A 12319-nucleotide genomic window follows, 5' to 3' on the forward strand; every position below is an offset into this window, starting at 1 on the left:
TTCGGGTTCCGATGACTGGCGTGCTCCAGTCGTTTAATCGCGGCTGATGACGGTACCGACTCGACCAGTTCTGCTGGTCGAGTTCGCTGCTTGATCAATGAATTTTCCGCATCAGATTCTTTTAATCTGATGCGCGTTGCAGCACTGCGCGAGGGACAAGGGAATGTTCTCACCGGCCAACCAGCCTCATTTCAATCTGACCGTCGATGGCGGCGATAGCGACTTTCAAGTGCTGTCGTTCACCGGTCGTGAGGCCCTCAACACGCCGTTCGAATTCGAGCTGGAACTGGTCAGCGAAAAGGCCTCGATCAACCTCGAAAGCGTGCTGCACAAACTGGCGTTTCTGCAGTTGTCGCCGAGCGGCAGCGGCATCCACGGGCTGGTCTACAGCGTCGCCCAGGGCGAGGCGGGCAAGCGCCTGACCCGCTACAAGATCTCCCTGCGCCCGCAACTGGCGTACCTCGCGCATCGGATCAATCAGCGCATTTTCCAGCAGATGACCGTGCAGCAGATCATCAGCCAGGTGTTGGAAGAACACGGCATCCTTGCCAGCGATTACCACTTCCAGCTCAGCGCGATTTATCCCGAGCGCATTTACTGCGTGCAGTACGACGAGTCGGACCTGGATTTCATCCAGCGCCTGTGCGAAGAGGAGGGCATTCACTACCACTTCCAGCACACGTCCAGCGGGCACAAACTGACCTTCGGCGATGACCAGACGGTGTTCCCGAAACTCGCGCCCGTGGCCTATCAGCAAGATTCCGGACTGGTCGCCGACAAACCGGTGGTCAAGCGCTTCGGCCTGCGTCTGGCCACCCGCACCAGTCGCACCACGCGCCGCGATTACGATTTCGTCAAACCGAAGATCGAGCTGGAAAGCGATGCCAAAAGCAGCGCGCAACCGGACCTCGAAGACTACGATTACCCGGGCCGTTTCGTTGATCGCGAGCGCGGCAAACACCTGGCCAATCGCGCGCTGGAACGCCATCGCAGCGACTACCGTCTGGCCGAGGGCAACAGCGATCAGCCGATCCTCGTCAGCGGGCATTTCCTCGCCCTGACCGAACACGCCAACCCGACCTGGAACGACCTGTGGCTGCTCACTGAAATCTTCCACGAAGGCAAACAACCGCAGGTGCTCGAAGAGTCGGTGACCAGCGACACCACCGACCTCAAGGACGATTTCCACCAAGGCTATCGCAACCGCTTCAGCGCGATCCCGTGGGACGTGCCGTATCGTCCGCCGCTCGATCACCCGAAACCGAAAGTCCTCGGCACGCAAAGTGCGGTGGTTTGCGGCCCTGAAGGCGAAGAGATTTACTGCGACCAGTACGGCCGGGTGAAGGTGCAGTTTTTCTGGGACCGCGAAGGCAAGCACGACGACATGACCAGTTGCTGGATGCGCGTCGCGTCGAGTTGGGCGGCGGAAACCTTTGGTTCGATCAACATTCCGCGTGTTGGCATGGAGGTGTTGATCACCTTCCTTGAGGGCGATCCCGATCAGCCGCTGATCAGCGGTTGCCTGTACCACGGCGCGAATCTGCCGCCGTACAAGCTGCCGGATTTCAAGACCCTGGCCACGGTCAAGAGCAAGGAATACAAGGGCAGCCGTGCCAATGAATTACGCATCGACGACACCACCAGCGAGATCAGCATTGCGTTGCGCAGCGACCACGGCGCGAGTGCGATCAACCTCGGTTATCTGACTCATCCGCGTCCTAGCGGTGGGCAGCCGCGTGGCGAAGGTTTCGAGTTGAGAACCGACCGCCATGGTGCGGTGCGTGCGGCGGCCGGTCTGTTGATCACCACCGAGCCGCGCCCGAACGAATCCAAGCACCACAAGGATCTGCCGGAAACTGCCGAGCGCCTCGCGACTGCCAGCGATCAGCAGGACGGATTCGCCGTGCAAGCCAAAGAGTTGCAAGCCCAAGAGGCGGGCGATCAGGACGACGTGGCCAAAGCGCTACACGCCCAGCATCAAGGCGTACTCGGCTCGGGGCCGGCGAACCTCACCGCCAACGAATTCCCCGAGTTCACCGAACCGCATCTGGTCCTCGCCAGTCCCGCCGGCATTGCCCTGACCACGCCACGCTCCAGCCATATTGCTACCGGCGAACACCTGGCCCTGAGCAGCACCGGCCACACCAGCCTGTCGATCGGCAAACGCCTGCTGGCCAGCGCCAGTCGTGGCATGCGCCTGTTCGTGCAAAGCATGGGATGGCGGCTGGTCGCGGCCTCCGGCGATATCGACGTGCGCGCGCTGAAGGACAGCATCAACCTGCTGGCCAAACTCAACATCACCGCCAATGCCGACCGCATCACCATCACCGCAAAAACCGAACTGGTGATCCAGGGCGGCGGCAGCGCCACCACCTACAACGCCGGCGGCATCACCCACGCCACCAGCGGCCCGTACACCGCGCACGCGGCGAACTTCGCCTACACCGGCGCGAAAAGTCTCGCCGGGGTATTCCCGGAACCGCCGAAACCGGGCAAGGGCAATCTGGAATTGTTCAACCAGTACGCAGGGCGTCAGGGCATCAAAGAGGGCGATTACGAAGTCATCGATGCGCTGGGCAAAAGCATCAAAGGCAAGCTCGACGGCAAGGGTTTCGCCAGCGTCGCCGGCGCTGCACCGGGGCCTGCGCGCGTGTTGTTCGGCAAGGATCCGGCGGACACCTGGAGCGATGGCAGTTACATCGGTAAGCCGGAATGGCCGTTGAATCCACCGGGTGCCGAAGAGGTGCCGAGTCAGGTGCAGGCGATGGTCGCGCAGGTGTTGCCGAGCAAGAGTTGGGAGATGTTGGAGAAGGGTAAGGACATGGCGCAAACAGGGATGAGTGCGATGCAGACGGCGCAAGGTGCGATGCAAACAGCGCAGCAAGTGAAGGGTGTGGTGCAGGGCGGTGTGGCCGGGTTGCCGAAACTTGCCAGTGCCGCAATGCCGAGTGCATCGAACATCCTCGGCGCTGCCAGCAAGAACGGCAAGCTGCCGAGTTTGCCTGCTGTTTCGTTGCCCAAAAACTCGATTCAAACGCCCGGCCTGAATCCGGTCCCAAGCTTGCTGCCAGATGAGTTCATGTCATGACGACTCCTGCGCCCGATAAAAAACGTGAACCCCAGGTAGCTGTCGTTCCGCTCAACACCATCGATATTCAAGATGTCGGCCGCGGTGCCGCCAAATTCGATGCCTGGCTGCAGTCGATCAGTGGCGGGATTGTCACGCTCGACCGTGTGAAGAACGTTGCCGGCGCCTTGCCGGTGGTGGGTAACATCATGGCGCTGGTCGACGCCCTTGGCGACATCGTAACCCTGGCCAAAAGCAAGCAGCGCCAAGTGCTGGACTGGGTCAGCCTGGGCATCAACCTGATCGGGGTACTGCCGGCCCCTCCAACCATGGCGTCGGCACGCATGACGCTGCGTCCGACATTGGGCCTGGTGCGCCAGGAGCTGCGTAACAGCGCGAAGATGCTACTGGGGGATTCTCTGATCGAAGTGTTGATCGGGCATTTGAACGCGACCATTGTCGGCACCATCGATGACTTCGTAAAACAGGCGCAACCCAAACTGGCTGGCATTCTCGACGACGCCGGCAAACTGGGACAGAGCGCGGTGAACGAGATTGCCAAAGGGCTGGAAACCGTCGTCAATGGCAAACTCGATGCCAAGGGCGACCTCAACGCTGCGGGTTCAAAGATCACGGCGGCGCGCAGCCAGTTACTGCATGACCCCAAAGCGGCCATCGGCAATATCTTCGGTGCTGCGTTCAGTGCCTACAAGGCCGCCGGCAAAGGCGTGGCCAACAGCGCAGCGAAAAACCTGCTGCCGGAAAAAGCCAAGGCATTGGTGCTCAGCAATACGTCCATGCTGCGGACTTTGGGCGTAGAGCTGCGAACACAACTGAAGAAGCTCAGCGATCCGGGCGTTCAACACTCCATCGGCTGGCTGTTGCAGATGCTCGGTGGTGCCGTAGTCACTTGGCGCAAGCGCAAGGCGCATGGTCAGAGCGCGAACGTCAAACCCGGCACCACAACCCAGGCCAAGCGCAAGGCCGGGGAAGGTCAGCTGGAGATGCAGTCCAAGCAAGCCGGGGCGAAAGCCGACCCTAATTGCAGAAAAAACGTGGTGTGTCCCATCACCGCGCACAGCATCAGTTTCTCGATGGGCTCGGAGACCTTCCGTCACACTGATTTCAGTCTGCCGGGCCCGTTCCCGATCAACTGGACGCGCACGTATTATTCGCGTCTGGAGGCCTATGACAAAGGGGTCATGGGCGCTCGCTGGATTACCGAATTCACCACCCGTTTTGATCGCGTCGATGACGGCCTGGTGTTTCACGCGGCGGACGGACGTAGCCACAACTACCCACTGCCCAAAGTCGGTGAGGCCCACTACGACCCGATTGAAAGCCTGACGCTGGTGCGAGTCGACGAAAACCGGCTGGTGCTGTGCAGCGGTGTCGAGCGCAAGGAAACTTACGTGCGCCGCGGTCAGCGTTACGTGCTGAGTGGTATCGTCCTGCGCAGCGGTGCCGGGGTCATGCTTCACTACGAACACCGTCATGACGACGAGGCGGTGTTGTCGGATCTTATTACCTACGAAGGCGATATCAGCAACGTCCACTTGCAGCTCGGCACCCTGCTCGACGCGCAAGGGCGCCTGATCGGTCTCTGGGAAGTTCGCGACGGTGCAGCCAAGCGTCAGTTGTGTGCCTATCGCTACGACGCCAACGGTGATCTGATCCAGGCTCAGGATGAAAACGGCGCAGCCTGGCATTATCAGTATCAGCACCATCTGGTCACGCGTTACACCGATCGCACCGGGCGCGGTATGAACCTGCAATGGCAAGGTCAAGGCGCCGATGCCAAAGCCGTCCGCGAATGGGCGGATGACGGCAGTTTCGATACCCGGCTGGAGTGGGACGAAAACATTCGCCTGACGTATGTCACCGATGCCCATGGCAACGAGACCTGGCACTACTACGACATCCTTGGCTACACCTATCGCATTCGGCACCCGGATGAGCGCTCGGAATGGCTGTTTCGCGATGAGGCGAAAAACGTCGTGCGCCATGTGCACACCGACGCCAGCATCGACCGCTTCAGCTATGACGAACGGGGCAATGTGCTTGAGCATATTCGAGCCGACGACACCGTGTTGCATTTCGCGTATGACGATCAGGATCAGTTGATCAAGATCAGCGACGCCGAAGGCGGGCTCTGGCTGCGTGACTATGATGCTCACGGCAATCTGGAGAAAGCCATAGACCCATTGGGTAACCAGACCGAATACGCCTACACCTCGGCAGGCCTGCTCAAAGTGATCAAGGACGCCAACGGCGCCGAGAAGAAGCTTGAATACAACGATGCCGGTCAACTGACGAAATATACCGACTGCTCCGGCAAGGCCAGCGCCTGGGAGTACAACAGTCTCGGACAGTTGATCTGCTTCACCGATGCAGCCGGGCAAAGCACCGAGTACGAATACCGTGCCGGCCAGCGGGTGCTGATCAGGCATCCGGATAAAACCGAAGAACGTTTCACTTACGATGCTGAAGGTCGCTTGCTGGCCCATATCGACGGGCTGGATCGCTGCACCTCCTGGCGTTACACCGCTGCGGGGCTGGTGGCTGAGCGAGTGGATGCCACGGAGCAGACGTTGCGCTATCGCTGGGACCGACTGGGGCGGCTGACCGCCCTGGAAAACGAGAACCAGCAGCGGGTGCAGTTCGAGTACGATCCGGTGGGCCGCTTGCTCCATGAAACCGGCTTCGATGGGCGCAGCAAACACTATCGCTATGACGCCGAGACCGGGCGATTAGCCTCCATTTGCGACGGTGAGCGCGTCACCGAATTCCAGTTCGACCCGATGAACCGGATGATCAGCCGTTCGGCGAGGCTTGGCAGCGAGTCGCAAGCGGAAACCTTCGCCTACGATGGAAACGGCAACCTCGTGCTGGCCAGTAACGATCAGAGCCGCTTGCAGTGGTTCCATGACCCGGCTGGCAATCTGTTGCGCGAACATCAGCATTTTCTAGGGTTGGAAAACCCCTCGGTCGCGATCTGGCGACATGAATACGATGCCCTCAATCAGCGAGTGGCCACGCTGCGTCCGGACGGTCATCGGGTCAGTTGGCTGACTTACGGCAGCGGTCATCTGTTGGGCATGCGCCTCGACGAACATGACCTTGTCGGTTACGAGCGCGACGACCTGCATCGTGAAGTTGCGCGGCATCAGGGCAATCATCTGCTGCAAACCCAGCAGTGGGACCCCGCCGGACGTTTGCAGGAGCAACTACTGGGGCGCACCGACGATAAGCGCACGGTGCTCAAACGCGAGTATCAGTACGATGCGGCAGGTCAGTTGCGCGGTATCGACGACACCCGCCGCGGGACGTTGGCTTATCAATACGATCCGCTCGGGCGTCTGCTTCAGGCGAGCAGTCGCCTGGGTGTGGAAACCTTTGCTTTTGATCCGGCCGCCAATCTGCTCGACGATACGGCCCGGCAAACCCGGCGTCCGCTGGATCAGGACCCGACCCGCAGCAAGCTTCTGGATAACCTGCTGCGCGAGTACGCCGGCACTCATTATGAGTATGACGAGCGGGGCAACCTGATCCAGCGCTGGCATAACGGCAGCTACAGCCGCCTGCGCTGGGATCTGTTCGATCGTCTGGTGCATTTTGACGACGCCCGTCTGGAGGTCGATTACGCCTACGATGCGCTGGGCCGCAGAGTGTCCAAACATTCCCGTGCGCACTTTAAACAGCACCCTGAAGCCGGCTCTCAGTGGAACCATCACGAATATGCGCGCAAGCAGCGGGAGTCGGGTTGCGGCTTCACGTTGTATGGTTGGGACGGCGACGCTCTAGCCTGGGAAAGTAGCCTGGCACATGTGGACGGTGATTATGGTCGTACCGTGCATTACGTGTATGAGCCTGGCACCTTTGTGCCTGTCGCTCAGGCACTGCGGCATCAGGCAATCAAACTGTCGGAGCAGCCCGACTACAGCGACGAATATCGACTGGACGATGATCCGTTGTGGAGCCACGTACCCAAGGCTCAACCGATCGATGAGTTGAGCTGGTATCAGTGCGATTACTTGGGCACGCCACAGGAACTGACCGACCAGCGCGGCGAAATCGTCTGGAGTGCCCAATACGAGGCGTGGGGGCAAGCACAGGAACAGCGTTCAGATTGGGCCAGGCAACAAGGGCTGACGAATCCACTGCGTTTCCAGGGGCAGTATCATGACCATGAGACAGGCCTGCATTACAACCGCTACAGGTACTACGATCCGCAGGTCGGTCGTTTCATCAGCAAAGACCCGATCAGCTATGCCGGTGGCTTGAATCTTTATGCCTATGCACCAAACCCGACGGGCTGGATCGATCCGCTGGGCCTGGAAACCTGTGACCCACGGCAGCAGCTGGCTGACCGCAGGAAGGCGTTGGGTCTGCCTGTCGCAGGTTCTGCCAATGACACATCGACATTGTCTTTACTGAGGGTCAATGGTCAGAGTTTCGAGGGTATAAACTCAGGCGACCAGAATCCCAAGACGGCGATTACCCTCGACCGCGTAAATGCGCAAACCAAAACCCACGCGGAGGCTGAAGCGGTGCAACATGCCGTGAACGCGGGCATGGCAGGTAAAGCGGAAAGTGCCGAAATGTGGGTCGACCGCGATCCGTGCAAGGCTTGCGGGTTGCCGGGCGCTGGGGGCATTCGTTCACTGGCTCGAAATCTGGGATGTAATATCACCGTGCATTCACCCAGTGGCAGCCGAACTTACACACCAACGAAGTAGTGATCATGAAGCTGGAAAAAATCATAGAAGACGAAGCAAACGGCGCGGGTTTCAAGGAGCGAGAGCACTTGCGTCCCGACCGCGAAAAGGTACTCGCAACTCTGGATCGACTGGATGGAAAGGCGTTCAGTTCGACACTGTTTTTGCTCGATGACGAAAACTACATGAGCGTGGGCGGAGGTAACGACCATCGCTATGTTGTGTTTATCGCGGTAAACGTCGACGAGAAGCTTTATACACTGACCAATCCTGATGCATCAAAGGATGAGACGGTAGATGTTGTCGTCGGTGGGCAGTCCGGGAGCTACCCGAAAAACCAGGTTGTCGACAAAGAGCATGCCCGGAAAGCGTTGCTGTATTTTTGCGATCACGGCACAGCGGACCCGGGATTGGCGTGGGAGATTGAAGAGTGAGGGGGCGAAGGTCAGACCGTCGGGCCTGATTGAACGGCAAAGGCGTGATGCTGTGAAAGACGCGATTCGCTTGGGTGACTGATTGCCAGCGGCCCCAAAGGTGCTGTGGTCAGTTGAAGTCCGAGGCTGTCTTCGGGATTGAGATGACGCTCGCTAAGCGCGAGCGTTGAATACTCGCCAAGGCCTGCCGGTTAACGGTTCGACAAGCCAGGCAGGCTCGCCAGGTTTATCGCCCGTGCGCCGCGTCGGCCAATTGCCCGGTGTCGACCCGCACAAACACCGAGTCGCCCACTGCCGTCAGCACATCTCCGGCAAACACTTCACAGATCACCCGGGTCTTGCGCCCGACGTCACCCTCGACTTTCGCGCGCAGAGTCAGCGTCACGCCCATCGGCGTCGGTTTGATGAATTTGATACCAAGGTTGCCGGTGACGCAGTCGATACGCGGCAGGCTGCCGGGTTCGCGGTTTTCTGCGCGGTAGTGATATGCCATCGCCGTCCAGTTGGAATGGCAGTCGACCAGCATGGCGATCAGGCCGCCGTAGACCAGATCCGGCCAGCCGCAGTACTTGGCCTCCGGCAGGTGTTCGGCGATAACGTGCACGCCGTCTTCATGCCAGTGGCTTTTGACGTGCAGGCCGTGCGGATTGCGGCCGCCGCAGCCGTAGCAGACGCCTTCGGGAGCGGCGAGGTCTTGCAGAGGAGTATCAAGGCTGGACATGGTTTTTATTATCCTGGCGTGGTGAGACCGGTCAGGCGCAGGCGATTGCGCCCGCCGCGTTTCGATTCATAGAGTGCCGCGTCGCCTCGTTCGATCAGTGCCGTCAGGTGGGCGGGCGGATTGTCGAACAGGTTGGCGCCGATGCTCAGGGTCACGGCAGCGGTGGTGGGGAATGTCTGGGAGGTCATGCTCAAAAACTGCTCGCGCAAGGCGTTGCCCAGTTCCATGACACGCTCGCCTGATGTGCTGTTGAGCAGAATGACAAACTCGTCACCGCCCAGGCGCGCCGTCAGCGCATTGCGCGGCAGCACCGAGCGGATCATCTCGCTCAACGCGATCAGCAAACGGTCGCCGGCGGTGTGGCCGTACTGGTCGTTGACCAGTTTGAAGTTGTCGATGTCGATCAGCAGCAGGGCGCCGGGATGCTCTGGCGAAACCTGTTCGAGCAGGCGCGGCGCGCGCTTTTCGAGGGCGCGGCGGTTGTACAGGGCGGTCAGCGGATCACGCTCGGCGAGGCGGGCGATCTGTTTTTCCCGGCGATAGCGTTCGGTGCCGGTCATCGACAGGGCGATCAACATGATCGCCATCGCACCTTCGACCAGGGAAATCTGGATGATCTCGCCACGAAACGCCGCCAGATCGATCAGCGTGCCGGGGATCACCACCGTCAAGGCTTTGGCCACGTAGAAAAGCCCGTGACCGAGCAGCACGTAACGCAGTTGCACCGCGCCGACGCTCAGCGACTTGCCGTGGGGGCGCAGCAGTGAGCTGGCCTTGAGGGTCGCCAGCGCCACCAGCAGCGAATTGGCCGCCAGCATGACCTTCGACCACAGCGGCCCGTCCGGCAGCAACAGCATGACCAGCCAGGTGACGAAGATCAGGTACCAGGCCGGCGACAACCGTATCTGGGTGAAGCGCGCCACGCCGAGCAGGAACAGGAAGTGCGCGGTCACCAGCAAGCCGTTGGCGAACCAGATGCCGATCAGCAGAAAACCGCTGCTGCGTAGCAGAGCCAGGGTGGAACCGACGGTAATGGTGGCGAAACCGGCGCTCCACAACAGTAGCGAAGGCTCACGAATGCTGCGCCATTCGATCGCCAGATACAGCGCGGCAGCGGCTGCGAGAGCGATGGAAAGGGTCAACATCGTAGGTGGGTCGAGCGGCATTTCTTGATGCGCCTGTCTGATTGGCAGTGAGACCGGCGATTGTAAGCGTTCGGGCGGTTTTTTCGCAGAGGCCTTATTGCCGCGCAGACCATCGGCTACGTGAGGGCGCAGTCTTCAGCCGCCACCCTGACCACGGTGCCGATCGGTCATTGCTGTGGCGCGAGCCAGGTGTCGACGACTCGACGATCCAGCTCTTCCCAATAAGCCATTCCCAAGACACGGGTGGTGTTGAGCCCGCGCAGGTAACCGCGCAACTGATTGGCAGTGTCGGTGATGAGCTGCGGGTCGGTGATGCGTTTGTCCAGCAATACGCTCTCGTACTGAACCAGATACTCGGCCACACGCTCGCGGAAATCGGGCAGAACGGCGTCACGGATCAGGTCAAACGTTCTCAAGGCGAACTCCTCATTTCATGTTTTTCTAGTTGTGGTTGAGTGTGTATCAGTCTGCACGTTGCGCAACTATTGCTAGAAGTAATAGTGACCATCACGAAACGCAAGTTCTGCTTTATTGGCAATCGGCGGAAAATTGCCTCCATCGAACACGCCGCTCAAGGAATCTGCGCGATGAAGACTATGACCCGACTGGCTTTGGTCGCCCTGCTGACAGGCGGCGCACTGTTCACAGCTCCGACTTACGCAGCCGCCGGGTCGTGTCACTTCCAGACCATCACGAGCAGCAGCACCACGTTGCAGCATTCGCAAACCGTGGGTGTGCTGCTCAGCGAGAACACCCTGGACAACCTGCAATACCTTGAGCGTTACCACGACATGGCGGTCAACGGCGCGAAAGATGCGCTCGACTCGCGGATTCGCCAGGCCTTTGTCAGCAGTTCCGATCCGGAACTGGCCATCGACTGGCTGGTGAGTTCGTTGCAGCAGCAGTTCTTGTCCGTGACTGTTTACGACAACCTTGATGCGCTGGTGCAGGCGCATCCGGACGTGGTGGTGAAGCTCGACACCTTCAATCGCCTGCTGACACAGCAAAACAGTCTGGTCGAAGCGCGTTTTACCGCACGCTTCTACGACGCTGACCTGCAATACATCGGCAAGGCTGAAGGCGCGGTCGAGAAACAGTTGCCTTCGGCGTGGGTGCATAACCAGGCAGCACCGGTCATCGCTGCGCAGATCGACAAGCAGCGTGATCTGCAACTCCACGCGTTGAAGCAATTCGATGTGTCGCTCAAGGCGCTGGTGGCGTCGAGCGGATCACTTAAAACATAAATGGCGACGGCGGCTCCGTGAGGCTGAACCGTTGCCGGTTGAACCGAACCTTTATTTTCAGGATGACACCGATGCGTCTTTTCTTTATGCCTGCTCTGGCCGTTGCTTCTTTGCTGCTCGCTGGTTGCGCTTCGGCGCCGAACAATCCGAGCCTGACGTTGCAGACCAGCAAGACGCCTGCGCAGTACGCCGACTGTGTTGTGCCGAAGTTGCAGGGCAGTGCGCTGAACCCGACGGTTTCACAGACTCAGCGCAGTTATCGGATTGTGGTGCCGAGCAAGGTTTCGGCTGACAACGTGCTCGAGGCTTATAAAGCCGGGAATGGCGGCAAGGTGTTTATCTACGAGCGGCATTTGTTGGCTTCGAATCTTTTGCCTTCGAGTTTTGAGCGGGCGGCGCAGGATTGCATCTGATTTTGGCTTTTGTACGTATTTGACTGAGCTCCTTTGGTTGGCCGCAACCGACCAATTTTTTGCCTCGCGCCTTCATGTGGTTGCGGGGCTTTTTTTTTGTTTGGGCTTGGCGGCCTTTGGGCCGACCATGCTCTTGGGGATTTGGGTGAATATCCGTTGTTTTTGGGGTTGCGGCTGGCGGTTCCGCTCTTACAGCGGGTCACTTTTTCAAACGCCGGAGTGCCGGCCCAGCAAAAAGTAACCAAAAGGCTGGGCCCCGGCGTTCGGCCCACTCGCTAAAGCTCGGGGTTCCTTCGTTCCGGGATCGATCCGGGGGCATCGCCTACGGTTTGCTTCGCTGCACCTCCTCTCGATGCATTCGACTTCGTCGAACGGTCGCTGCGCTCCCACCCCCGGATCAATCCCTCCACTCAGCCTGCCGAAGGGGCCAGCACGGCAAGATCAAGAGCTGCAGCCGAGCTAACGCTCATCCTGTTGAGTGGAGAGGAGCGGGGGGGGGGGGCGGATTTTGATTTGCTTCCGAATTTGAGTGCGGCTCGGTATTTCATGTCGCTGCATTTCTCGCAATCACCTCGGT

Annotated in this window: 8 protein-coding genes; 5 read left to right on the forward strand and 3 right to left on the reverse strand. The window is 59.6% G+C overall.

Annotated elements, in window-relative coordinates:
• Positions 1-163: 163 nt before the first annotated feature.
• Genes FGA82_RS29675 through FGA82_RS29685 form a run of 3 tightly spaced genes read left to right on the forward strand, consistent with a single transcriptional unit; the run spans position 164 to position 8219 of the window.
• A complete protein-coding gene (locus FGA82_RS29675; RefSeq protein WP_141129849.1) occupies positions 164-3088 on the forward strand; it encodes a type VI secretion system tip protein VgrG in 2925 nt (974 codons plus the stop codon).
• A complete protein-coding gene (locus FGA82_RS29680) occupies positions 3085-7806 on the forward strand; it encodes an RHS repeat-associated core domain-containing protein (protein WP_141129850.1) in 4722 nt (1573 codons plus the stop codon). The genes FGA82_RS29675 and FGA82_RS29680 overlap by 4 nt, the downstream gene beginning before the upstream one ends.
• Before the next feature lie 5 nt (positions 7807-7811).
• A complete protein-coding gene (locus tag FGA82_RS29685) occupies positions 7812-8219 on the forward strand; it encodes an Imm1 family immunity protein (RefSeq protein WP_141129851.1) in 408 nt (135 codons plus the stop codon).
• A gap of 226 nt (positions 8220-8445) precedes the next feature.
• Here FGA82_RS29685 and FGA82_RS29690 read toward each other — a convergent pair whose 3' ends face one another.
• From FGA82_RS29690 to FGA82_RS29700, 3 genes are all read right to left on the reverse strand, one after another.
• Positions 8446-8940 (reverse strand): PaaI family thioesterase, encoded by a 495-nt coding sequence (locus FGA82_RS29690; RefSeq protein ID WP_141129852.1) that lies wholly within the window; start codon positions 8938-8940, stop codon positions 8446-8448.
• An 8-nt stretch (positions 8941-8948) separates the two neighbouring features.
• Positions 8949-10106, reverse strand: a complete 1158-nt coding sequence (locus tag FGA82_RS29695; protein ID WP_141129853.1) for a GGDEF domain-containing protein — start codon at positions 10104-10106, stop codon at positions 8949-8951.
• Positions 10107-10252: 146 nt separating this feature from the next.
• Entirely contained in the window at positions 10253-10501 is a 249-nt protein-coding gene (locus tag FGA82_RS29700) for a hypothetical protein (protein WP_141129854.1), read from the reverse strand.
• Between the two features lie 171 nt (positions 10502-10672).
• Between FGA82_RS29700 and FGA82_RS29705 the strand changes: the two genes are divergently transcribed.
• Both FGA82_RS29705 and FGA82_RS29710 read left to right on the forward strand, forming a co-directional pair.
• Positions 10673-11329 carry an ATPase gene (locus FGA82_RS29705; RefSeq protein ID WP_141129855.1) on the forward strand — a complete coding sequence of 219 codons (657 nt, stop codon included), beginning with the start codon at positions 10673-10675 and terminating at the stop codon, positions 11327-11329.
• Positions 11330-11400: 71 nt separating this feature from the next.
• Complete coding sequence (locus tag FGA82_RS29710; RefSeq protein ID WP_141129856.1) at positions 11401-11742, forward strand: hypothetical protein; 342 nt, start codon at positions 11401-11403, stop codon at positions 11740-11742.
• Positions 11743-12319 lie beyond the last annotated feature (577 nt).

This window comes from Pseudomonas fluorescens (genome assembly GCF_005938625.1).
Classification (GTDB): Bacteria; Pseudomonadota; Gammaproteobacteria; order Pseudomonadales; family Pseudomonadaceae; genus Aquipseudomonas; species Aquipseudomonas fluorescens_BD.

Excerpts from the sequence above, each read along its gene's own strand:
- FGA82_RS29675 (WP_141129849.1), top strand. The coding sequence starts at position 164 with ATGTTCTCACCGGCCAACCAGCCTCATTTCAATCTGACCGTCGATGGC.
- FGA82_RS29680 (WP_141129850.1), top strand. The coding sequence starts at position 3,085 with ATGACGACTCCTGCGCCCGATAAAAAACGTGAACCCCAGGTAGCTGTC.
- FGA82_RS29685 (WP_141129851.1), top strand. The coding sequence starts at position 7,812 with ATGAAGCTGGAAAAAATCATAGAAGACGAAGCAAACGGCGCGGGTTTC.
- FGA82_RS29690 (WP_141129852.1), bottom strand. The coding sequence starts at position 8,940 with ATGTCCAGCCTTGATACTCCTCTGCAAGACCTCGCCGCTCCCGAAGGC.
- FGA82_RS29695 (WP_141129853.1), bottom strand. The coding sequence starts at position 10,106 with ATGCCGCTCGACCCACCTACGATGTTGACCCTTTCCATCGCTCTCGCA.
- FGA82_RS29705 (WP_141129855.1), top strand. The coding sequence starts at position 10,673 with ATGAAGACTATGACCCGACTGGCTTTGGTCGCCCTGCTGACAGGCGGC.
- FGA82_RS29710 (WP_141129856.1), top strand. The coding sequence starts at position 11,401 with ATGCGTCTTTTCTTTATGCCTGCTCTGGCCGTTGCTTCTTTGCTGCTC.